The 21839-nt window shown below is 63.6% G+C and carries 20 protein-coding genes; 6 read left to right on the top strand and 14 right to left on the bottom strand.

The genetic code is table 11. The features are described 5' to 3' along the window. Nucleotides 1–41: 41 nt before the first annotated feature. Nucleotides 42–878: a universal stress protein gene (locus tag E5X34_RS01955; protein ID WP_292560318.1), complete on the top strand. Its 837-nt coding sequence runs from the start codon at nt 42–44 to the stop codon at nt 876–878. A gap of 139 nt (nt 879–1017) precedes the next feature. Next, nucleotides 1018–3600 carry a cation-translocating P-type ATPase gene (locus E5X34_RS01960; RefSeq protein WP_292560321.1) on the top strand — a complete coding sequence of 861 codons (2583 nt, stop codon included), beginning with the start codon at nt 1018–1020 and terminating at the stop codon, nt 3598–3600. Nucleotides 3601–4054: 454 nt separating this feature from the next. Here the strand turns inward: E5X34_RS01960 and groL are convergent, their stop codons facing one another. Next, complete coding sequence (groL, locus tag E5X34_RS01965; RefSeq protein ID WP_292560323.1) at nt 4055–5677, bottom strand: chaperonin GroEL; 1623 nt, start codon at nt 5675–5677, stop codon at nt 4055–4057. 155 nt (nt 5678–5832) lie between these two features. Here groL and E5X34_RS01970 point away from each other — a divergent pair, with 155 nt between their 5' ends. Together E5X34_RS01970 and E5X34_RS01975 are read left to right on the top strand one after the other, a co-directional pair. After that, on the top strand, nt 5833–6342 hold the full coding sequence (locus tag E5X34_RS01970; protein ID WP_292560325.1) for a hydrolase: 510 nt from the start codon (nt 5833–5835) through the stop codon (nt 6340–6342). A 90-nt stretch (nt 6343–6432) separates the two neighbouring features. After that, nucleotides 6433–7404: an alpha/beta hydrolase gene (locus tag E5X34_RS01975; RefSeq protein ID WP_292560327.1), complete on the top strand. Its 972-nt coding sequence runs from the start codon at nt 6433–6435 to the stop codon at nt 7402–7404. Between the two features lie 101 nt (nt 7405–7505). Here E5X34_RS01975 and E5X34_RS01980 read toward each other — a convergent pair whose 3' ends face one another. The 10 genes from E5X34_RS01980 to hemA all read right to left on the bottom strand — a co-directional run bounded on the left by E5X34_RS01980 (nt 7506) and on the right by hemA (nt 17885). After that, nucleotides 7506–8780, bottom strand: coding sequence for an MFS transporter (locus E5X34_RS01980; RefSeq protein WP_292560331.1), 1275 nt, complete (start codon nt 8778–8780; stop codon nt 7506–7508). Between the two features lie 70 nt (nt 8781–8850). Then, nucleotides 8851–9777 (bottom strand): carbamate kinase, encoded by a 927-nt coding sequence (arcC, locus tag E5X34_RS01985; RefSeq protein ID WP_292560334.1) that lies wholly within the window; start codon nt 9775–9777, stop codon nt 8851–8853. A gap of 1 nt (nt 9778) precedes the next feature. Next, complete coding sequence (gene argF, locus E5X34_RS01990) at nt 9779–10780, bottom strand: ornithine carbamoyltransferase (RefSeq protein WP_292560337.1); 1002 nt, start codon at nt 10778–10780, stop codon at nt 9779–9781. An 11-nt stretch (nt 10781–10791) separates the two neighbouring features. Then, nucleotides 10792–12006: an arginine deiminase gene (locus tag E5X34_RS01995; RefSeq protein WP_292560340.1), complete on the bottom strand. Its 1215-nt coding sequence runs from the start codon at nt 12004–12006 to the stop codon at nt 10792–10794. Between the two features lie 11 nt (nt 12007–12017). After that, complete coding sequence (gene arcD, locus E5X34_RS02000; protein ID WP_292560343.1) at nt 12018–13487, bottom strand: arginine-ornithine antiporter; 1470 nt, start codon at nt 13485–13487, stop codon at nt 12018–12020. 114 nt (nt 13488–13601) lie between these two features. Next, nucleotides 13602–14846 carry an MgtC/SapB family protein gene (locus tag E5X34_RS02005; RefSeq protein ID WP_292560346.1) on the bottom strand — a complete coding sequence of 415 codons (1245 nt, stop codon included), beginning with the start codon at nt 14844–14846 and terminating at the stop codon, nt 13602–13604. A gap of 91 nt (nt 14847–14937) precedes the next feature. Then, on the bottom strand, nt 14938–15387 hold the full coding sequence (locus E5X34_RS02010) for a pyridoxamine 5'-phosphate oxidase family protein (protein ID WP_292560348.1): 450 nt from the start codon (nt 15385–15387) through the stop codon (nt 14938–14940). 11 nt (nt 15388–15398) lie between these two features. Then, on the bottom strand, nt 15399–16100 hold the full coding sequence (locus E5X34_RS02015) for a phosphoribosyltransferase (protein ID WP_292560351.1): 702 nt from the start codon (nt 16098–16100) through the stop codon (nt 15399–15401). 2 nt (nt 16101–16102) lie between these two features. Next, nucleotides 16103–16531, bottom strand: a complete 429-nt coding sequence (locus E5X34_RS02020) for a DUF2267 domain-containing protein (RefSeq protein WP_292560354.1) — start codon at nt 16529–16531, stop codon at nt 16103–16105. A 76-nt stretch (nt 16532–16607) separates the two neighbouring features. After that, a complete protein-coding gene (gene hemA, locus E5X34_RS02025; protein ID WP_292560357.1) occupies nt 16608–17885 on the bottom strand; it encodes a 5-aminolevulinate synthase in 1278 nt (425 codons plus the stop codon). 235 nt (nt 17886–18120) lie between these two features. Between hemA and E5X34_RS02030 the strand changes: the two genes are divergently transcribed. Next, nucleotides 18121–18297: a hypothetical protein gene (locus E5X34_RS02030; protein ID WP_189475880.1), complete on the top strand. Its 177-nt coding sequence runs from the start codon at nt 18121–18123 to the stop codon at nt 18295–18297. A gap of 51 nt (nt 18298–18348) precedes the next feature. Here E5X34_RS02030 and E5X34_RS02035 read toward each other — a convergent pair whose 3' ends face one another. Further along, the gene (locus tag E5X34_RS02035; protein WP_127867472.1) at nt 18349–18885 is read right to left on the bottom strand and encodes an Hsp20/alpha crystallin family protein; all 537 of its coding nucleotides are present in this window, start codon (nt 18883–18885) and stop codon (nt 18349–18351) included. Between the two features lie 393 nt (nt 18886–19278). On the opposite strand from E5X34_RS02035, the gene E5X34_RS02040 reads away from it, so the two are divergent. Then, on the top strand, nt 19279–19494 hold the full coding sequence (locus E5X34_RS02040; RefSeq protein ID WP_292560362.1) for a hypothetical protein: 216 nt from the start codon (nt 19279–19281) through the stop codon (nt 19492–19494). A 60-nt stretch (nt 19495–19554) separates the two neighbouring features. Here E5X34_RS02040 and fixJ read toward each other — a convergent pair whose 3' ends face one another. Together fixJ and E5X34_RS02050 are read right to left on the bottom strand one after the other, a co-directional pair. Continuing rightward, complete coding sequence (fixJ, locus tag E5X34_RS02045) at nt 19555–20166, bottom strand: response regulator FixJ (RefSeq protein WP_127867470.1); 612 nt, start codon at nt 20164–20166, stop codon at nt 19555–19557. After that, on the bottom strand, nt 20156–21643 hold the full coding sequence (locus tag E5X34_RS02050) for a PAS domain-containing sensor histidine kinase (RefSeq protein WP_292560766.1): 1488 nt from the start codon (nt 21641–21643) through the stop codon (nt 20156–20158). Before E5X34_RS02050 ends, fixJ begins: the two co-directional genes overlap by 11 nt. Nucleotides 21644–21839 lie beyond the last annotated feature (196 nt).

Below are 21839 nucleotides of genomic sequence, written 5' to 3' on the forward strand. Positions count from 1 at the left end.
CCATGTCCGCCAGGCGGGCATAAGATCCAAGGAGACAAGCTATGCAGATGCTGGCATCCCTGTTCATGCCCACTTATCCGGACCCGCCGGGCCCGAAGATCGCGTCGAATGCGGTGGCCGTGGCCAAGCAGCTTGGCGCCACGCTGGATGCGGCGGTCATCAATGTCGACATTCCGGACGTTTCCAACGCACTGTCCAGCTTCCTGCTCGACCTCCCCGCCAAGATCCGTGAGGTCGAGACGGCCAGCAGGAATCGCGGCAAGGCCCTGCTGGAGAATGTCGCGGCCGAAGCCGCGCGGTGCAAAGTTACCCTGACCACTCAGGAGTTGAAAGCGCAGCCCGCGTTCATAGGGGAAGCCGCCGCCCGGGAGGGCCGCTATTTCGACCTCTGCATGGTGGGATGGGCGAGGGACACCGAGTCCATCCGCATGACCGCGGAGGAGGTCGTGTTCAGCTCCGGCCGGCCGGCCTTGATTCTCCCGGGTGACGAAGATGTCGGTACGCTCGACAACGTGGTGATCGCCTGGGACGGCAGCCGCGTGGCTGCAAGGGCGGTGGCCGACGCCAAGCCGTTCCTGGAACGCGCATCGGCTATATCGATCGTGAGTGTGACCGATGAGAAGGTGCTGCCGGGCAAGGATATCGCTGAACGCCTTGCGCATGGACTTGCGGCGCGCGGGCTGCGTGCGAAGGCCCAGTCCATTCAAACCGGCGACAGTGAAATTGGCGTCGCCCTGCAGGAGCATGCCCTTAAAGTCGGCGGCAACCTGCTGGTCATGGGTGGCTGGGGCCACTCCCGCCTGAGGGACTTTGTGCTTGGCGGGGCGACGGAGGGGATTTTGTCGAATCTGCGTCTGCCGGTCTTGATGTCGCATTGATGCAAGCCGTCCAAAAGGCATTCGGCGGGTTTGGGAGAACGGCATGCGGCAAGACAGATGCCTGCGGCGCGTCGCCTGATTCCGCTGCGGCGCGACGCGCGCCAGGCAGATCCACCCTCGAACATCTGGACCTGAGCGAATGCCGAGGGCCGTAACCGGGCATCAAGCCATCGAGAGTCGACCGGGCGCCTCGCCCCCTTGCGGCCTCAGCGAGGCCGAAGCGCAAGCCAGACTGCTGGCGGAGGGGCCGAACGAGCTGCCCAGATCTGGGCGTCGCACACCTTTGAGAATTGCCGTCGAGGTCATGCGCGAGCCGATGCTTGCGCTCCTGCTTGGTGGCGGCGCGGTCTATCTCCTGCTTGGCGATCTGCAGGAGGCGTTGATCCTGCTGTGCTTCGCCACTTTGTCGATTGCGATAACCATTATCCAGGAGGCGCGCACGGAGCGGGTTCTAGAAGCCCTCCGCGATCTCACAAGCCCTCGCGCCCTGGTCGTGCGCGATGGCCAACGCCGGCGGATTGCCGGCCGCGAGGTGGCGCGCGGCGACATCGTCTTGCTTGTCGAGGGAGACCGTGTCCCCGCCGATCTGCTGTTGGTCCAGAGTCATGATCTTCAGGTCGACGAATCCTTGCTCACCGGCGAATCCGTTCCGGTGAGAAAAGCAGCCGCCACGCCGGCAAATCGGGCGGGGAAACATCGACCGGGCGGCGATGACGTTCCGGCTGTATTTTCGGGATCGCTTATCGCTCGCGGCTCGGGCATCGGTGAGGTGGTGGCGACCGGAGCACGAACGGAAATTGGATCGATCGGGCTGGCGCTGAGCAGCCTGGAGAGCGAGGCGCCTCGTCTGCAAAAGCAGACCAGGCATCTTGTAAGACTGTTTGCCTTGGGCGGCGCTGTCGTCAGCGCGCTGGCGATGCTGCTCTATGGCTTGCTGCGAGGCGGATGGCTTGATGGGATATTGGCGGGCATTGCCCTCGGCATGTCGATGCTGCCGGAAGAATTTCCGATGGTGCTGACGATTTTCATGGCCATGGGCGCTTGGCGCATATCCCAGGTGCGGGTGCTGACCCGTCGGGCCGCGGCAATCGAAACGCTTGGGTCCGCGACCGTGCTCTGCACCGACAAGACGGGAACGCTGACGAGAAACCAGATGGCCGTTGCGGAGCTGAGAACGCCTGGCGGGGTCTTCTCGCTTCTAAATAGCTCGGATGTCGTTCCCGAGGCATTCCGCGAAGTGGTCGAGCTTGGCGTGCTTGCAAGCGCCGAGGTGCCTTTCGATCCAATGGAAAAGGCGTTTTACGAGCTGGCGGCTGAAAGACTGCCGGGGCGTCCGGGCGCGAGCGACCGGCAGCTCATTCGCTCTTACGGACTCCGACCGGAACTGCTGGCGATGTCCAATGTCTGGCGGACAAACGCGGGCGATGGCGATTGCCTCGTGGCCGCCAAAGGCTCGCCGGAGGCGATCCTGAAGCTTTGCCGCCTGGGCGCGGATCAGGCCGTGTCGATCCGGAAAGACGCCGATGCCATGGCGGCCGAGGGGCTAAGGGTTTTGGGAGTGGCGCGCGCGAGCCATGCCGAGAGCGGATTAGCCGACGAGCAAACTGGCTTTGCTTTCGAATTCTTGGGCCTGGTCGGGTTGGCTGATCCGCTGCGGCCGGGGGTTCAGGATGCTGTTGCCTCTTGCCAGTCGGCGGGCATCCGCGTGCTTATGATCACCGGCGACTATCCCGCAACGGCGAAAGCCATAGCGCGTGAGGCCGGGTTGGATGTCGGGGACGTCATCACCGGCGAAGAGCTGAGGGCACTAGGCCCGGCGAGCCTTTCCAAAGCGGTGAAGACGACGACCGTGTTCGCGCGGATCATGCCTGACCAGAAGCTGGCGATCGTGAATGCCCTGAAGGCGAACGGCGACGTTGTCGCGATGACCGGCGACGGGGTCAACGATGCTCCCTCGCTGAAGGCTGCGGATATCGGCGTCGCCATGGGTGGGCGCGGCACGGACGTTGCGCGCGAAGCCTCTTCCATCGTCCTCCTCGACGACGACTTTGGCTCGATCGTCAAGACAATCAGGCTGGGACGGCGCATCTATGACAATCTGCGAAAGGCGATGAGTTTCATCATCGCCGTGCACGTGCCGATCGCGGGGCTGGCTCTGATGCCTCTGCTGTTCGGCCTGCCCATTCTGTTCGGACCGATCCACATCGCCTTTCTGGAGATGGTCATCGACCCGGTCTGCTCGCTCGTCTTCGAAGCGGAAGGCGAGGAAGAGGACATAATGAAGCGGGCGCCGCGCGATCCGGAAGAGGCGCTGTTTACCCGCCCATTGGTGGCATGGAGCCTGACTCAGGGCTTGCTCACATTGGCGGTCGTCGCAGCGATCTTCCTGCTCGGCCTTAACTCCGGAATTCCGGAAAATGAACTTCGAGCCCTGACGTTCTTCGCCCTGGTGGTGAGCATCATCGGCCTGGTTCTGGTCAACCGCGTTTTCAGCGCCTCGTTGATTTCGGCCCTATCAAGACCCAATCGCGCCCTCGCTGCCGTCATCGCCGTGGACTCTGTCGTGCTCGCCCTGGTGCTTCTGTGGCCGTCCGCGAACCTCCTCTTCCAATTCGGACCGCCGAGACTGATCGATCTTGCCGCCGTTCTGGCGGGCGCAGTCGGGCTGGTCGCTTTGCTGGAGTTCCTCAAATATCGCTGGGCAGGGCGAGTGAGCGCTTGACGGGCCCAGCGGTGGATTTTGCTCGGCCTGTGGCCGCGACCGCCGGGATCGGCGGCTGCACCGCTGAGTTTTCCACCTCTTGCTCGGCGGTTTGCAGGCGGACGGAAAACCGTTCACGCTTTCCCTGGATTTGCCGCAAGTGCCCACGATACGCATGGACGCCGATCGTGAGGACAAATTCCAGGGTTCCCCTTCAGCCTGACATGCGCTGGTCGCCATCGTCAAATGGATAGAAGTGGACCGCCTTCAACTTGACCGGCGTGTCGTAGCCCTCGATGCGCACCGTTGCCCACCGGGTCCCCCAGATCGTCCTGCCAGGTGTCGGTGACGCGACATCTTGCGGCCAGCTCCATGCCGACCTCGATCTTGTCAGTTCTCCTTGCCATCTCGAACTCCCTTTCTCTCCGCGCGATCGTGCGATATCGCTTCCTGCTTTCACCATCCTCCGCGTTGACTACATCGGCATTTCCGGCTCAAGCGCGCGCTCCTTTGCCGGCTCGGATATCTCCGTCATGGTCGCCTCCGTCAGGAGCAGCACGCTGGCGACCGAGACGGCGTTTTCCAGGGCGATGCGGACCACTTTGGTCGGGTCGATGATGCCGGCTTCGACCAGGTCGACATATTCCTTGCGGCCGGCGTCGAAACCGAAATTTCCCTTGCCTTCGATCATCCTGGCGACAACCACGCCGCCGTCGACGGCCGAATTCTCGGCAATCTGGCGCACAGGTGTTTCGAGCGCGCGCCTGAGGATCTGGACGCCTGTGCGTTCATCGCCTTCGCACTGTGCTTCTTCCTCGGTGACCGCGCCGATGCAACGCAACAGGGCAAGCCCGCCACCAGGCACGATGCCCTCTGCGACGGCCGCCTTGGTGGCGCTGATGGCGTCGTCGAGCGCTTCCTTCTTGGACTTCATCTCGGCTTCCGTCGGCGCGCCCACCTTGATGACGGCCACGCCGCCGGCGAGCTTGGCGAGCCGCTCCTGGAGCTTCTCACGGTCATAGTCGCTGGTCGTATCGCTGATCTCTCGCCGGATCTGCTCGACACGCCCCTTGATCGCCTTCTGGTCGCCGCTGCCGCCGATGATCGTGGTGTTGTCCTTGTCGACAACCACGCGCTTGGCGCGCCCCAGCTGAGCCATCGTCACATTCTCGATCTTGAGGCCGATATCCTCTGAAATGACCTGTCCGCCAGTCAGGACGGCGATGTCCTGCAGCATCACCTTGCGGCGGTCGCCGAAGCCTGGCGCCTTCACGGCGCAGTTCTTGAAGGTGCCGCGGATCTGGTTGACGATGAGCGTGGCCAGCGCCTCGCCCTCGACGTCCTCCGCGATCACCAGCAGAGGCGAACCCGATTTCGCCACCGCCTCGAGCAGCTTGATGAGGTCGTTGAGCGAAGAGATCTTCTTTTCGACGATGAGTACCAGCGCGTCTTCCAGCACCGCCTCCATCTTCTCGGTGTCGGTCACGAAATAGGGGGAGAGGAAGCCGCGGTCGAATTGCATGCCTTCGACCACGTCCAGGACCGTTTCGGTGGTCTTCGATTCCTCGACCGTGATGACGCCTTCGCCGCCGACCTTCTCCATGGCTTCGCCGATCAGTTCGCCGATGAGCGGATCGTTATGGGCTGAGATCGTCGCCACCTGTTCCTTCTCGCGCCTGGTCGAGACCGGCCGCGATATCTGCTTGAGCGTCTCGATTGCCCGCTTCGTCGCGCGGTCGAGGCCGCGCTTGATGTCGATCGCGCTCGCGCCGGCGACCACGTTGCGCACGCCGTCGGCGAACATCGCGTGGGCAAGTATGGTCGATGTGCTCGTTCCGTCGCCGACCATGTCGCCGGTCTTCTCGGCCGCCTGCCTCAGCATGCGGGCGCCGAGATTTTCCTCCGGATCCCTCACGTCGAATTCCTTGGCGATCGTCACACCGTCGTTGCACACGATGGGCGCGCCCCATTTTTTCTCGATCAGAACCGACTTCGAACGAGGACCGAGCGTCACCCGCACGGCGTCGGCAAGTTGGGTCGCGCCGCGCAGGATTTTTTCGCGCGCCGCCGAGCGGAACAATACCTGTTTGTGGGCCATGGTGGTCTCCAGACTATCCGACCGATTCCCATAGCCGCGTTGGCCCCGATCAGCCTTGACGCGCGTCAATTGTGCATCCCTGGCGGCCTTGACCGGAATCAATGAGGACCGGTTCGCCAGCTGGTCTGATGGGGCTCTCAGGCCAGGAGACGACGATGCGAACGAACGAGACGCCACACTACGATACCAGCGTGAACACGACCGGTTGCTGCCCGAAGTTCAACCCCGGCGGTTGGGACGATCAGGAGCTGCATTTCCGTGACAAGCCGTTCGTGAGAGCGGTGACGCACAGCGTCATGCATGTCCCCGTGAACATGGGCAGCGTTTTCACGCGCGTTAATCGGCACATCGACGATGCCGGCGCTTCGGCCGATGGCCAGTCCATCGTTCTCAGCCGCGATCTCTCGCCCTGGACCAGCGAACATCTCTTCTCGGTTTCGAAATCTGTCCCCGAGGAAGAGATGACGACGCTGAGCGGGGACTTCGTGACGAAAGTGTTCGAAGGCCCCTTCAGTCAGGCAAGGCAGTGGCACGAAGAGATGCTGCAGATGGCGCGTGATCGGAAATCGGAGCCGGGCGACGTCTATTTCTTCTATACGACCTGCCCGAAATGCGCCGAAGCCTACGGAAAGAACTATGTCGTTGGGGTAACGGCCGTGGGCTAGCCCACAACGCGACGCGCTGTCAGTTTGGATAGATGGACTTGCCCCCGAGCGAGGCAGGTCATTATGCGCTCACCCTGATGGAGCCCTTGCATGAGTCGAATTGGCGGTTTCCTGCTGGTCATGCTTATCGCCATGGCGACCGCGGCCGGTGTGGCTTTCGCGCTTTACAGGAACGAGCTTGGTCGCTTGCGCGACGCCGTCAGCCGAGGCAGTCTGGTCGCCGAGCTCGACATTGGCCCGGTTGAATACGCCGACAGCGGCGCGGGCATTCCGCTGCTTTCGATCCACGGCTCCGGCGGCGGCTTTGATCAAGGCCTTGCCCTTGCTTCCGGTCTAGTGGGGGAGGGCTTCCGTATCATCGCGCCGTCGCGCTACGGCTATCTGCGCACGCCTGTTCCGCAAGACCCTTCTCCGGCCGCTCAGGCCGATGCTCTCGCGGCGCTGCTCACCAAACTGAACGTTTCCAAGGCGGTGGTCGTCGGCGTTTCGGCTGGCGCGCGGTCGGCGGTCGAGCTGAGCCTTCGGCACCCGGACAAGGTCGCCGCTCTCATTCTGGTCGTCCCAGCCCTTTATTCGCCCACCAGTCCGGTTTCGGTCGACGTGGATCCGGGTAACAGCTTTGCGTTCTGGGCTGTCAACGCCGGCGGCGATTTCGCCTGGTGGGCAGCCGAGAACATCGCGCCATCGGTGCTCATTCGCTTCCTCGGCGTTCGGCCGGCGCTGGTAGCGGCCGCGCCCCAAGCCGAAAGGGACCGTGTGATGAGCTTCGTCAGAGGCGTTGAACCATTGTCGCTGCGCTTCTCCGGCATCAACATCGACAGCGCCCCCGAGCTGCATGAACAGCCGTTGGCGGAAATCGCTGCACCGACATTGATCGTCTCGGCGCGCGACGACCTGTTCAACACGCTGCCGGCAGCCGAGTTCGCGGCGGCCAGGATTCCCCGCGCCAAGCTGGTGGTCTACGATACCGGCGGCCATTTTCTCGTCGGGCGGATGGAGGAGGTCCGCATGGCAATCCGCACCTTTCTGGCCGGCGCGGGACTGGTCCCGTCAAACCATTAAAGCGCGTCGCGCTGAAACGGATTCAGGTGACGCGCTTTAAAGTCTTTGGTTTGATGCATGTCGTTGTCCCAGAACCGCTGCGCACTTCTGGGCGACATGCATTAGCCCGCGGAACCGGTGATTGTCGGCGTGACGACCGCCGCGGGGGCCTTTGCGTCTTGGCCAAGGGTCGGCGTCAGCCAACGGACGAGGCCAAGGCCGAGGAGCGCCAGCGCCGTGAAGCCCGCGCCCGCCAGGAAGGTCATCCTCGGTCCGAAAAAATCCCAGAGCGTGCCCGCCAGCAGGCTGGCGGCCAGCAGCGCAAGTCCAGTCGACAGGTTGAACATCCCGAAGGCCGTGCCTCGCAGTTCCGGCGGGGCCGTATCGGCGACGAGCGTTGCCAGGAGGCCCTGCGTAAGCCCCAGATGCAGGCCCCACAGGCCCACGCCGAGCGCTGCGCCCGCAAGATTTCCAGGGAACGCCAGCACGATGTCCGCGGCAATCAGGACCAGGAAGCCGAGAATAAGCATCGTCAGGCGATTGACGCGATCCGATAGCGCGCCAGCCGGATAGGCGGAGAGCGAGTAGACAACGTTCATGACCACCAGCACCAGCGGGACGAGCCCGACCGGCAGGCCCATGCCCTGCGCGCGCAGGATTAGAAACGCTTCGCTGAACCTGGCCAGGGTGAACACGGTGGCCACGCAGACAACCAGCCAGAAGGATGAGCCCAGGCGCTTGAGCTCCGGCAGGCTCAAGGGAGCGCGCACTTCGCGCAGCCCCGTGGGCCGGGCCGGCTCGCGGACGGCGGTAACCAGCAGCACGACCGCCAGAAGGCCTGGAACAACCGCGACCCAGAACACGGTCCGAAACTGATTGGCGGTCAGCCACATGAGGCCGATCGCCAGCAGCGGCCCGACAAACGCGCCAACCGTGTCGAGTGACTGGCGAAGCCCGAAACTTGCGCCGCGCGCGTCGGCGGGGGCGATGTCCGCAACCAGGGCATCGCGCGGGGCGCCGCGAATCCCCTTGCCCACACGGTCGACAAATCGCGCCGCCACCAGCCAGCCAATCGAGGAAGCCAGCGGGAACACCGGCTTGGTGAGAGCGGCGAGGCCGTAGCCGATGACCGCCAGCAGCTTGCGTTTTCCCAGCCAATCGGACAGCGCGCCCGAAAACACCTTGGTGATGGCGGCCGTCGCTTCGGCAATGCCCTCAATGGTGCCGACCGTCACCATCGGCGCTCCCATGACGGCGACGAGGTAGACTGGCAGCAAGGCGTGGATCATCTCCGAAGAGACGTCCATCAGCAGAGACACGAAGCCCAACGCCCAAATCCCCGCGGGGATGGTTCTAAGGCGGGTGCGAGTGGTCTCCGCGGTCTCGAGCTGCTTCATTGATCCCTTCGGCATGCCGACATTGGGCACGTTCAACATAGCGAACTCGCGGCGCGCAAGTACACCGCGATCAGCTGTTTTGCGGTTCCTTGGCCGGGGCTTCCAACCAGGTGCCGCGCTCGTCCCTGACGATTGCCAGGGCATCGTCGAGCTTGCCGATCGCGGCAGGCTTGCCGGTTGCTTCGGCGAACTCGATCGCGGCACCGACCTTCGGCCCCATGGATCCGGCCGGAAAATTCCGTCCGGATATATCTGTCGTGGCAACGTGCCGGAGCGCGCGGGCCTCCGGCGTGCCGAAGCAGGCATAAACCGCATCGACATCCGTCAGCATCAGCAGCATGTCAGCCTTCAATTGACGTGCCAGAAGCGAGCTTGCCAGGTCTTTGTCGATGACGGCTTCGACACCGCAAAGGCTGCCGTCGGTGCCCTCCACAACCGGAACGCCGCCGCCTCCCGTGCAAATGACGATAACCTCCCGTTCGGTGAGGAATGAGATCACGGAAGCCTCCAGGATCTCCAGTGGCCTGGGGGAGGGCACAACGCGGCGCCATTTGTCGCCATCGGGCGCGACCTGCCAGCCGCGTTCCGCGGCAAGCCGGCGTGCGGTTGCTTCATCGTATACCGGGCCTATCGGCTTCGTCGGCCGCGCGAAGGCCGGATCGCGCGGGTCCACCTTCACCTGCGTCAGCAGGGTTGCAAACAACCTGTTCCTGAGGAGGTTGCCGAGCTCCTGCTCGATCATGTAGCCGATCATGCCGGCGCTTTCGGCGCCGAGCACGTCGAGCGGGAAAGCGCCGTCGGTCGAGGCCGCCGACTGGAGCGCCAGCAGGCCGACCTGCGGGCCGTTGCCATGCGTGATGACGAGCGAATGGCCTTGGCCGATAAGCGCCGCCAGGGCGGATGCCGCATGTTTGACATTGCCGCGCTGATTTTCGGCGGTCATGGGCTCGCCGCGCCGCAACAGCGCATTCCCGCCGAGAGCCGCAACGATCAGCATCTCAATTGCCGATCGTGGCGACGAGCAGCGCCTTGATCGTGTGCATGCGGTTCTCCGCCTGGTCGAACACGATCGACGCGCCCGATTCGAAGACCTGATCCGTGACCTCCATGCAGTCGATGCCGAATTCGCGCGCGACCGAGGCGCCGACCTCGGTCTCGGTATCGTGGAACGCCGGCAGGCAATGCATGAATTTCACGTGCGGATTGCCGCTGGCCGACATCACCTCGCTCGTCACCCGATAGGGCGTCAGCAGGCGGATACGCTCGGTCCAGGCCGACTTGTCCTCACCCATGGACAGCCAGACATCGGTGTAGATGAAGTCGGCGCCTTCGACGCAGCTCTTCACATCTTCGTCCAGCCTGAAGCGGCCGCCGCTGCGCTCCGCCAGGGTTCTGACATGGGCGCAGAACTCGCCGTCCGGCCAAAGCTCCTTGGGTGAGGAGATACGCATGTCGATGCCGACCTTGGCGGCGCCCACCGCCAGGGATAGCGCGACATTGTCCCGGCCCTCGCCGACGAAGGCGACCGTCATGTCGGACAGATGCTTGTGCGTGAATTCACGCATGGTCATGAAATCGGCGAGGATCTGCGTCGGGTGCGCTTCATTGGTCAGGCCGTTGTAGACGGGCACGCCGGCATGCGTGGCAAGCAGCTCGGCCTGATGTTGCGCAAAGCCGCGATATTCGATCGCATCATACATGCGGCCGAGCACGCGCGCGGTGTCCTTCATGGACTCCTTGTGCCCGATATGGCTGCCGCTGGGGCCGAAATAGGTGACGTGGGCGCCCTGGTCGTAGGCGGCCACTTCGAATCCCGTCCGGGTGCGGGTCGAGTCCTTTTCGAAGATCAGCGCGATGTTCTTGCGGACGAGGCGCGGTATCTCGTGCCCGGCCTGCTTGGCCGCCTTCAGATCGGCTGCCAGCTTCAGCAGGAAGCGGATCTCGTCCGCCGAGAGGTCGTCCAGCGAGAGCACCGAGCGTCCATGAAGGTTGATCGACATTGGGGGTCCTTTCAGAGCGGGTCTCGGGCGATGGGGCAGGTCATGCAATGGCCGCCGCCGCGGCCGCGGCTGAGCTCGGCACCCTCGACGGTGATCACCTCGACTCCCGCCCGGCGCAGAAGCGTGTTGGTGTAGACGTTGCGGTCGTAGCCGATGACGACGCCCGGCTCGACGGCGACGACGTTGTTGCCGTCGTCCCACTGCTCGCGCTCGGCCTCGTAGCGGTCGCCGCCAGTGGCGATGATCCGCAGCGATTTCAGCCCGAGAGCCTCCGCGACCACCGATATGAAGGGCTCCTTCTCCTCCCTGACCTCGACCGCCGCATCGCCGTCTCCCGGCCGGATCGAGAAGGTGCGCAGCCTTTCGACCACGGGCGGATACATGGTCGCGAGGTCCCGGTCACAGAAGGTGAAGACGGTGTCGAGATGCATGAAGGAACGGTCACGCGGCATCAGAGCCGCGATCACGCGCGTGGCTTCTCCGGCGGCGAACAGGCTTCGCGCAAGATCGCCGACCGCTTGCGGCGTGGTGCGCTCGCCCATGCCGACCAGAACGACGCCTCCGCCGACCGGCATGACGTCGCCGCCTTCGAGGCTGACGCCCGTTCCGGCCTGGGGCGAGACGAACGGGATGCCGCTTTCACGGAACCTTGGATGGAAGCGATAGACAGCCTCGACATTGGCCGCCTCCGGCCGCCTGGCTGGCCAATACATCGGGTTGGCCGACACGGAGCGGTAGATCCAGCAGGAGCTGTCACGGGTGAACAGCTGGTTGGGAAGCGGCGGCAGCACGAAATCCTGCGGCGCGAGCGTCCTTCCGGTCAGCCCCTTGGGCTCGAACGGCAGTTCGGCGCGCGCAATGCCGCCGACGAGACAGGTTGCCAGCAGGCCGGCCGACATTTCGTTCAGCCAGCCACGCATCTCGTCGACCATGTCGAGGCCGACCACGCCGGCATGCACCCGGCGGTCGAGAAGCCAGTCGCGGGCCTTGCCGATGGCCATTGTCTCGGCAAGCAGCTCACCGAACGAATGCACCACCACGCCGCGCTCGCGCAACGCGTCGACGAAGACGTCGTGTTCCTGGCGCGCCCGCTTTACCCACAACACGTCGTCGAACAGCAGCGCCTTGCAGTTGTCCGGCGTCAGCCTGCGCAGGCTGAGGTCCGGTCTGTGGACCATGACCTCACGCAGGCGACCGACCTCCGAATGCACTCCCAGACTTGTCATCGCATGGCCTCTCAAAGCGCGCTGACGGCGCCGGTCCACATCTCGTAGACGGCAAGGATTGCGACCGCGACGAGGGCGACGGCGATGATGGCTTCCACCGGGTGGAAGACACGCTGGTTGCCCTCGCGGCGAGCCCAGACGTAGAAGATGATGCCGGGAGCATAGAGGATAGCGCACATGAAAAGGTACGCAGGCCCCGCTGCATAGACGAGCCACAGCCCGTAGATCGTTGCCAGCACGCCGGCGAGGAGCGGTCCGGTGCGCCGCTCGCTGCCCTGGTAGCTTTCGCCGGTCAATGCCAGTTTTGCGGCGAAGGCTCCGGAGAAAATGTAGGGCACGAGGATGGCGGCCGAGGCGATGTAGAAGAGCGCCTGGTAGGTGCTCTGGGCAAACAGCGTGATCACCAGGAAGGCCTGGACGAGCAGGTTGGTGATCAGCAGCGACGTCGAGGGAACGCCACGCTCGCTTTCCCGGCTGAAGAACTTCGGCATGGTTCCGTCCTTGCCGGCGACATGCGGAATCTCCGCCGCAAGCAGCGTCCAGCTCAGGAAGGCGCCGATGACCGAGATGACGAGCGCGAGATTGATGAGCACGGCGCCCCAGGGTCCGACGACCGCCTCGAGCACGCCTGCCATCGACGGGTTCTTCAGGGCGGCAAGTTCGGGCTGGCTCAGGATGCCGAGCGAAAGCAGCGAGACCAGCGCATAGAGCGCGAGGCAGGTGAAGAAGCCGAGCACAGTTGCCGTCGCAATGTCCTTGCGGCGCTCCGCCCGGGCGGAGAAGACGCTGGCGCCTTCGATGCCGATGAACACCCACAGCGTCACCAGCATCGTGCTCTTGACCTGGGCGGCGAGGGTGCCGAGCGAGGCGTTGCCGAGCCCGGTGAAGTCGAGTGTCCAGACATTGAGCTTGAACGTGACGGCCACGATCCCGACGAACAGGACGACAGGCGCGATCTTGGCCACGGTCACGATGGTGTTGACGACCGCCGCCTGACGGATGCCCGCCAGGATCAGAATGTGGATGAGCCACAGCAGGATCGAGGCCCCGAGCACCGCCTGCCACGTGTTTCCGTCACCGAAGGCGGGGAAGAAATAGGACAGTGCGCTGAAAACGATCACCGCGTAGGAGACGTTGCCCACCCATGCGCTGATCCAGTAGCCCCAGGCGCTGTTGAAGCCTACGAACGGACCGAAGCCGGCCTTGGCATAGGCATAGGGGCCGGCGTCGAGGTCGGGACGGCGCACCGCCAGCGACTGGTAGACAAACACCAGCGCAAGCATGCCGATCGCCGTGATGGCCCAACCGATCAGGATCGCCAGCGGACCGGCGCCGGCCGCCATGTTCTGCGGCAGGCTGAAGACGCCCGAGCCGACCATGGAGCCGATGACGAGCGCGGTCAGCGACCCCAGCCGGAGCTTCGCCGAAGCCGGGGTCGCGGTTCTTTCCCGGATAGGGACGTTGATGTCTGTTGTGGCCATGAGGCCCTCCCACCTTTGCAATGATGGGGGCCATTCAACAGGAAAGCGGGAAGGCAGCTTTGACACGGGTCAAATCAGAATGATCACAGCGCCAGCGTCACGGCAGCGACAACACTACCGGAACAGCATGGCGCCGTAGCCCGCGGCAGCGGCGGTCAAGGTCATGCCGGCCAAGGGCAGCCAGAATCTCACCGGACCCGCGAATACGGCCAGGAACAGGCGCCCGATCGCGTTGGCCACCAGCGCCGTCAGCACCGCATGTCCAACGGTTTCGATCGGCATCGACTGCTTGATCAGCCGTATGGCGCTGAGCACCGAAGCGTCGACATCAAAGGCGCCCGCGATCGCGGAACTCGCCAGCAGGCCTTGTTCCTTGAATTGGAACGCCAACGCGGCGCTCGCTGTCGAGGCGCCCGCGAACAGCAGCGCAAAGATCAGCAACGGTACCAGTTCGAATGGATTGCGCGTCGCGCCGGGGCTCTCTGGCGTGCTGCCGCGAATTGCCAGCGCAATCGTTCCGCAGACGCCGAGTGTCAGCGCGGCTGCGAGCGCGGGTATGGCCATGTAAGCGGTCACCGGTGGCGCCAGTATCAGAACCACGAGGCAGACACGCAAGATCGAGATCATAGCGGCCAGCGAAGCCGCGCCCGCGAAAGACAAGGAATTGTCCGACGCATTGGCGGTGCGGGCCAGTGACAGGGTGGCGGCGGTCGACGAGACCACGGCGCCGGCGAGCGCGCTCACAATCAGACCGCGGGCGTTTCCGAGGACGCGCGCCGCAACATAACCGGCGAAGGAAATCGAGGCCATCAGCACTGTCAGGAGCCAGATCTCCCGCGGGTTGAAGCCGCCCCATGGGTCAAATGGACGGTCCGGCAGCAGGGGCAGGATTATGGCGGTCATCACCGCCAGGACCAATGCCGAGCGAAGCTCGATCCAGGTCAGACGTTTCAGAAGCCCGTGCAGGATTTCGCGGCTGGCGAGGAGCGCCGCGAGCGCTGCGCCTCCCGCGGCGGCAACGCGAAAATCGCCTGCCACGCAGAGCGCGCCAAGCGTAAAGACGGCCAGGCCCGCGATAACGGTTGTGACGCTGAAATCCTCGTCATGCGCGGCTTCGCGTGCCTTGTACCAGGCGAAAATGCCAGCGAAGGCGAGGAAGCCTGCAACCAGCACCGAAATTGTGTTGAGCGCGTCGGCCAATGCCGCAACCAGGCCGCCGAGAAGCCCGGCGATGCCGAAGGTGCGAATGCCGGCTGTCCGGCTGCGGTCGGGCGCATCGCGCTCTCTCCAGCCGCGTTCCAACCCGACGAGCAGGCCTATTGCCAAGGCGACCCCGAGCCGGGCAATGAGCGTGTCCATGGCGGCTACCTCAGATTGACGGCATACGCTGCCAGCCGCTTCGGCCAGCGGTCGGCTTGGCGCGGCTTCCGCATGGCCTCGCCATGTAAGGCTAGCTCTCCAACGCTTCGCGGCCCGAAACTTCGGCGATGGAGACGCGGAAGAACACGTGGGGCAGATGCTCCAAATCCGAGGTGGCGGCCGGCTTGAGCGCGCCCGGCTCCCACCAGTCGAAGTGCTTGCTCAGCACAAACCATGCATGGTCACGCTGCGCCTCTTGTCCGATCCGATCGGGAAGTTCCTCATAACAGCCGGTGACGATGACGCTTTTCCAACCGTGACCCGTGCCGGGGGCGTCGACCTGCACGGACACGAGCGGATTGGCGCGCATCCAATCGATCTTCTTGCCTGGCATCGAGAAGGCATAGAGGTGGTTGTCCGCGTGGGCGTAGTGGAACGGAACCACGTAGGGCCGCCCGTCCTTCGCACAGGCCAGGCGGCCGGCGCGATTGGCCGTCAGCAGTTTGGAGCATTCCAGAGTGGACAGTGCGCGGATCTGCATCGGCGGGACTCCTAGCTGCCGGTCTCGCGCCGCGATCTTTTCGCGGTGTGCTGGCCGGAGCGCCTTCTTTCGTCGGCATTTCCGCGGGCGAGGGCCATCATATCCAGAACCTCCTTGTCGGAGAGCTGCGGGAAGCTGCCGTAATAATAGCTCAGCGCCCGAAAACGTGCGGGCTGATTGAGGCAGATCAAATCCGCTTCCCGCGCAAGCTCGTCCGCGGTGTCCACCGGCGCCACGGGAAGAGCGACGATGATCTTTCGGGGCGAACGTCGCTTCAACGCGCGAATGGCGACCTTCATCGTCGTTCCGGTCGCCGCCCCGTCGTCAACGAGGATCACCGTTTTGCCCGTCACCGACAGGGGCAGGTCTTTCCCACGATATACCGCCCGTCGCCGTTCCAGTTCGGGGCGCTCCTGCGCGATCAGGACACGAAGCGCACCGTCGTCGAGGGCGTATGCCTCCACGATCTCCCGGTTGAGAACGACGTCGGGAGGCTCGCCGTCCACGATGGCGGCCACGGCCAGTTCCGGATTGCCCGGCGCTCCGACCTTTCGAACGATCACCAAATCCAGTGGCGCCCTGAGGGCCTTGGCTACCTCGGCGGCCACAGGGACGCCGCCTCGTGGCAAGGCGAGCACAATCGGGTCCTTCAGCTGAAGCAGGTCCAGCGATGCTCCGAGCTTCTGCCCCGCCTCCTGGCGATCGCGAAACATCGTCATTCCTCCGGCCACAGGTGGCGCAGTGACTTCTTCATCGAGTTTCGGACCTGGACGATCTCACCGTGGGAAATATGCCGGTCGAGAAGCCTGAACACCGCTCCGATCGCCTTGTCGACATCGATCTCCGGCTCGTAGCCAAAGCTGTTGCGGACGCAAATGACGAAGTCGCTCTTTTTGCGTTCCCACGTCGGTTCGGCCGGGTTCCACCCTTCGAAATAGATGCCTCTGATCAGCGTCGGCAACTGGGCCGACAGGTCGGCCATTTCCTCCGGCGAAAGCCAGTCGCGCAAGGTATGCAGGACCGCCTTCAGCAGGCGGAACGCGCTCTGCTCGTTCCAATCCAGGTCCCTGGCAAGCTCGTTCACCCATTGCTGCGCCTGCTCGGCGGCATGCGTGATCGAAGTGTGTGAAACTGCGTGTGTCATCCTCGTAATCCTTCGACTTTGGTTCTCCCTTGCTGGGAACGGCGCATCGCTCCGGACAAGTTCAACGTCCCGGATTTCAGCCGCCAGCCTTGTTCACCAGCAGCGGAATGATCCGGTCGGTCTTGGCGACGGCGGGGCGGCCTGAGCCGGCATAAGGGATGCCGAGCGCATCCCAGGTCTCGACCAGGGCGTCCTGCAGTTCGGCGATCAGCGCGTCCGAATGGAACGGCGTCGGCGTGATGCGCAGCCGCTCGGTGCCGCGCGGCACCGTCGGATAGTTGATCGGCTGGATATAGATGCCGTGCACGCCAAGCAGCCGGTCGCTGGCCATCTTGCAAAGCTCGGGATCGCCGACCAGCAGCGGCACGATATGGGTGGCTGATTCCATCACCGGCAGGCCGGCCGCGGCAAGCACCTGCTTGGTGCGCGCCGCCTGGCGCTGCTGCGCGTCGCGCTCGGCCTGCGAGCGCTTGAGGTGCCGGATCGAGGTGGTGGCGGCGGCCGCGATCGCCGGCGGCAGCGCGGTGGTGAAGATGAAGCCCGGCGCATAGGAGCGCACCGCGTCGATCACGGCACTGGTGCCGGTGATGTAGCCGCCGAGCGTCCCGAAGGCCTTGGCCAAGGTTCCCTCGATGATGTCGATGCGGTCGGCAAGGCCTTCACGCTCGGTGATGCCGCCGCCGCGCGGTCCGTACATGCCCACCGCATGCACCTCGTCGATATAGGTCATGGCGTTGTAGCGCTCGGCCAGCTCGACGATCTCTCTGATCGGCGCGATGTCGCCGTCCATCGAATAGACGCTCTCGAACACGATCAGCTTGGCGCGCTCGCGTCCCGCCGCCTGCAGCAGGCTTTCCAGATGCGCGACGTCGTTGTGGCGAAAAATCTTCTTTTCCGCGCCGGAGCGGCGCACGCCCTCGATCATCGAGGCATGGTTGAGCTCGTCGGAGAGCACCAGGCAGTTGGGCAGCAGCCGGGCGATGGTCGAGATCGAGGCTTCGTTGGAGACGAAGCCGGAGGTGAAGACGAGCCCTGCTTCCTTGTCATGCAGGTCGGCGAGCTCCTGCTCGAGCTCGACCAGCGGGTTGGAGGTGCCGGAGATGTTGCGGGTGCCGCCGGCGCCCGAGCCCATCTTGCCGGCCGCGGTCTGGAAGGCGGCAATCACATCCTCGTTCTGGCCCATGCCGAGATAGTCGTTGGAGCACCAGACGGTGATTTCCTGGGCGCGGCCGTTGGACCGCCAGATGGCTCGCGGGAACTTGCCCACCATGCGCTCGAGGTCGGCGAAGATGCGGTAGCGCCGCTCCGCGTGGAGCTGGTCGATCGCATCCTCGAAGAACCGCTGGTAATTCATGTCGAGCTCCTGTGCAGCCGAAATTCGTTTTGGGTAGCGCGTTGATCTACCTGGCCGACACCATACGAGGCATGCGAGGATCTCACTTTGAGCTATGTCAATTCCGGGATGCCTCCCGCGGTCGAGACAATGCGACTGGAGGCGGCTTCAGCCAGCGGGCTTGTGTTTCACAAAAAAAGTGGATGACCGCGATATTTGGAGTAGGAATGATCAACAGCCTGCATTGAGGGTAGTCGTGGACCGGTTCATTGCACGGGCTAATATTGCCCATTTCGAAGACTTGCTTGCCGCGGAAACTGACCCGCAGAAGCGCCGGGTGATCGAGAACCTGCTTGCCCGTGAGAGACAGAAGCTCGAAATCGCGGAGCATCAAGCCGAGGCCGCAGGGAAACCTTCGGATCCAAAGAAATGAGGCTCCTCAGTGCACCGGCCCGATGCACTGAGGAAATGACGATCTGTGGCTTCAGGCAGCCTTGACGGTGATCTTCTTCTCGGCCTTCTGCGCTTCGGCCGTCTTGGGCAGCTTCACAGTCAGAATGCCCTTGGTGAAACTGGCGTCGATCTTGTCGGCGTTTACACCTTCGGGCAGCCGGAACGAGCGCTGGAAGGAGCCGTAGCGGCGCTCCGAGAGATAGTAGTCCTTCTCCTTTTCCTCTTTTTCTTCCTTCTTCTCGCCCTTGATCGTCAGCACGTTGTTGGCGAGCTTGATGTCGACGTTCTTTTCGTCGATGCCCGGCAGTTCCGCCGTGATCTCGTACTCGTTGGTCTTTTCCACCAGGTCCATCGCCGGCGCCACGGGCCATTCACCGCGCAACTTCGCGGGGAAGTCCCTGCCGAAGAGCGAACGGGTGGCGGGCAGATGGAAATCGAAGGGATGAAAGTCATCGAAAAGCCGGTCGATTTCGCGTCGCAGGCTCTCGAAAGGTCCCGCCCAGTTATCCGATCGGGCGGGAACGTTCTTCTCGGTTCTCACGGGCAGTTTGGTAGCGGCCTCAGCCATGGCTTTTCTCCTTAAAGATGGATTGGGCAACAAGTGCCGCCGCCTCCGCTCTTTCACCGCAGGTCTTCCAGCACGCGCCAGAGAGAGGTCGGCGGACCTGCTCGACAGGCATCCTCGCTGAACTGACCCATCCGCTTCGCGACGTCCCGCGTTTGACACGGTCGACCGCGACCGCATTGCAATTCATGCGCGACCTGTCGAGGCCGGCATCAAAGCACCGGTATGAGCAGCCATCGTTGATCCGCGTCAAACAAGCCGCAAGAAGGAGCGATTCGGATAAAAGAGCCGAACCATGCCCGTTCAACGGCCCCTGATTCGCGCCGAGGGGCCTTCTGGCCGAAAAAATGTGACTCAAATCAAAGCGCGGAGCGAATCTTCGATCACACTGGCTGAATGTGGAATCCGATCGCAAGCGCGCCATCTGGCCGCGACCTCGAACTGGCCGTCATCGACAACGATGGCGTGCACGCGCTCGTGTTCCCTTGCGAGAAGGCGCCGGTGGGCTGGAAGAATGTCGCCACCGGGGCTCGGGTCGACATACGTCCGACCCACTGGCGTGTCTGGAATCCGGAGGAGCACCAGCTTGGCTTCCTGCAGAATCCGCACTGATGCGCGCCGCCCGCTGGCGTGTGGCGTTTCCAGGCGGCGCGCATTTCAGCGCGACGAACCTTAGCTCTTCGGATCGGCGATCAAGGCCATGCGCACCAGATGCGAGAGGCTGCTGGCGCCCATCTTGCTCATGACATTGGCGCGATGGATTTCAACGGTCCGCGGACTGATCCCTAGATCATAGGCAATCGTCTTGTTCGGCAGTCCCGAAACAAGCCCGTCGAGCACCTGGCGCTCCCGCTCCGACAGCGTCGCAAGGTTCTTTCGAATCTCGGCTGATTGCGGGTGCGCCGCAACGGGCTGACTTCGGTGATCCAGGGCGGAGCGAATGGCATCGATGAGCACTTGGTCGTCGAATGGCTTCTCGATGAAATCGGCAGCGCCCTCCTTCATCGCCTGCACGGCGAGCGCGACGTCGGCATGACCTGTCATCACGATCACCGGCGCATTCAGGCCGCGTGCCTTCAACTGCCGCAGGAACTCGATGCCGTCAATGCCGGGCATACGCACATCGGTGACGATGCAGCCGTCGATCTCCTTCGGTTCCGGTGCCAGGAATGCGGTCGCCGAGTCATGCAGGCGCACGGCAAAGTCGGCTGTCGCAAGAAGAAAACCCAGCGACTTGCGAACATCGACGTCATCATCGACGACATGAACGACATCATTGGCCACGGGCAACCTCGTCCTGTTCTACGGCACGCAAGGTGAACCGAAATGCCGTTCCTCCGCCGGGCATCGACTCGGCCCAAATATGACCACCATGCGACTCGACGATAGTGCGACAAATGGACAGACCCACCCCCATTCCCTGCTTCTTGGTGGTGACGAAGGGCTGAAAAAGCTGGGCAGAAACCTCGGGCGCCAGCCCCGGGCCGGTGTCGATCACGCCGACCTCCACCATCGCGTCTTGGCGCGCCTTGGTGACGACGTGCAATTCACGCCGTGGCGCGCCTTGCATGGCCTCCACGGCGTTTCTCATCAGGTTCAGCAATACCTGCTCAATCTGAATCCGGTCGGTCAAGACCAGTTCGGCCGTCGGATCGAGATCGTAGCTGACGCGTACATCCGCTTCCCTGGCGCCGACAAGGGCCAGCGATGAAGCATCGTCGATGAGCCCCGACAGGCGTTCCACCTGACGCTCGCTTTCGCCCCTGGCGACAAAGTCCCTGAGACGGCGGATGACGTCGCCGGCGCGCAACGCCTGTTCGGCGGCCCTCTCGACGGCTTCCCGCAACATTGCGGCATTCTCGTCCTTGCTTTTCTCGAGCAGACGGCGGCTGCCTTTGAGATAGTTCGTGATCGCCGTCAGGGGCTGGTTTATCTCATGCGCCAATGTGGAGGCCATTTCGCCGAGCGCGGTGAAACGGGCCATGTGCAGCAGTTCCTGCTGCTGCTCCTGCATCCTGGCTTCAGTGGTGTGGCGCTCCGTCAGGTCGCGGCAGAAACCGGTGAAGAAACGGCCCGTTCCCGGATGCATTTCGCCGACCGCGAGTTCCATCGGAAAGGTCGATCCGTCCTTGCGCATTCCGGTTACCGTTCGGCCGAGACCGATAATGCGGCGTTCTCCCGTTGTCAGGTAACGCTGCAGGTATGCGTCGTGCTCCTCCCGGTACGGCGAGGGCATCAGCATCTTGACGTTTCTTCCGATGACCTCGTCGGCCTTGTAGCCGAACAATATCTCGGCCGCCGTGCTGAAGGATTGGATCTTGGCGCGTTCGTCGATGACGATCATCGCATCGGGCACTGTCGCCAGGATCGAACGCAGGTGATCCTCGCGAAGCTGCAGCGCGGCGTTGGCGAATGACAGATCGCTGACGTCGGTGCCCTGAATGAAGATTGCGGTGATCCGGCCATCCCTGGCCCTGACGGGCTGGTAGACGAAATCGAGGATGCGCTCCTCCGCAAGGCCGGTTTCATCGTTGCGCAGGACGATCTTGGCGCTGCGGCCGACATAAGGCTCGCCGGTTTCGAAGACGCGATCGAGCAATTCGAAGAATCCCTGGCCCTCCAGCTCGGGCAAGGCCTCGCGAGCCGACTTGCCGATAACCTGCCGCTGGCCGATCAAGTGCTGAAACGCGGCATTGGTCAGCTGAAAGACATGGTCCGGCTCGCTGAGCAAGGCTATGAAGCCCGGAGCCTGGTCGAACATCAGGGCGAGAAGATCGTGTTCCGGCAAGATATCGAGGGCGGCCAGCGGCGATGGCTTGGCTGCTTCTGGCCGGCCTTGTTCCGTCTTGCTCACGAGCGGTCTCCGGATCGAGAAACAGCAGCGGCCGCCGATTTAGCACGCATCATTCCGCCCGCCAAACAGCCGCGCCGCCGCGACGATTTGATCTGTATCAAGG

The organism is Mesorhizobium sp. (assembly GCF_004963255.1).
Lineage (GTDB): Bacteria > Pseudomonadota > Alphaproteobacteria > Rhizobiales > Rhizobiaceae > Mesorhizobium.

Coding starts and splice junctions, on each gene's coding strand:
- E5X34_RS01955 (WP_292560318.1), top strand. CDS start 42: ATGCAGATGCTGGCATCCCTGTTCATGCCCACTTATCCGGACCCGCCG.
- E5X34_RS01960 (WP_292560321.1), top strand. CDS start 1,018: ATGCCGAGGGCCGTAACCGGGCATCAAGCCATCGAGAGTCGACCGGGC.
- groL (WP_292560323.1), bottom strand. CDS start 5,677: ATGGCCCACAAACAGGTATTGTTCCGCTCGGCGGCGCGCGAAAAAATC.
- E5X34_RS01970 (WP_292560325.1), top strand. CDS start 5,833: ATGCGAACGAACGAGACGCCACACTACGATACCAGCGTGAACACGACC.
- E5X34_RS01975 (WP_292560327.1), top strand. CDS start 6,433: ATGAGTCGAATTGGCGGTTTCCTGCTGGTCATGCTTATCGCCATGGCG.
- E5X34_RS01980 (WP_292560331.1), bottom strand. CDS start 8,780: ATGAAGCAGCTCGAGACCGCGGAGACCACTCGCACCCGCCTTAGAACC.
- arcC (WP_292560334.1), bottom strand. CDS start 9,777: ATGCTGATCGTTGCGGCTCTCGGCGGGAATGCGCTGTTGCGGCGCGGC.
- argF (WP_292560337.1), bottom strand. CDS start 10,780: ATGTCGATCAACCTTCATGGACGCTCGGTGCTCTCGCTGGACGACCTC.
- E5X34_RS01995 (WP_292560340.1), bottom strand. CDS start 12,006: ATGACAAGTCTGGGAGTGCATTCGGAGGTCGGTCGCCTGCGTGAGGTC.
- arcD (WP_292560343.1), bottom strand. CDS start 13,487: ATGGCCACAACAGACATCAACGTCCCTATCCGGGAAAGAACCGCGACC.
- E5X34_RS02005 (WP_292560346.1), bottom strand. CDS start 14,846: ATGGACACGCTCATTGCCCGGCTCGGGGTCGCCTTGGCAATAGGCCTG.
- E5X34_RS02010 (WP_292560348.1), bottom strand. CDS start 15,387: ATGCAGATCCGCGCACTGTCCACTCTGGAATGCTCCAAACTGCTGACG.
- E5X34_RS02015 (WP_292560351.1), bottom strand. CDS start 16,100: ATGTTTCGCGATCGCCAGGAGGCGGGGCAGAAGCTCGGAGCATCGCTG.
- E5X34_RS02020 (WP_292560354.1), bottom strand. CDS start 16,531: ATGACACACGCAGTTTCACACACTTCGATCACGCATGCCGCCGAGCAG.
- hemA (WP_292560357.1), bottom strand. CDS start 17,885: ATGAATTACCAGCGGTTCTTCGAGGATGCGATCGACCAGCTCCACGCG.
- E5X34_RS02035 (WP_127867472.1), bottom strand. CDS start 18,885: ATGGCTGAGGCCGCTACCAAACTGCCCGTGAGAACCGAGAAGAACGTT.
- E5X34_RS02040 (WP_292560362.1), top strand. CDS start 19,279: ATGTGGAATCCGATCGCAAGCGCGCCATCTGGCCGCGACCTCGAACTG.
- E5X34_RS02050 (WP_292560766.1), bottom strand. CDS start 21,643: ATGTTCGACCAGGCTCCGGGCTTCATAGCCTTGCTCAGCGAGCCGGAC.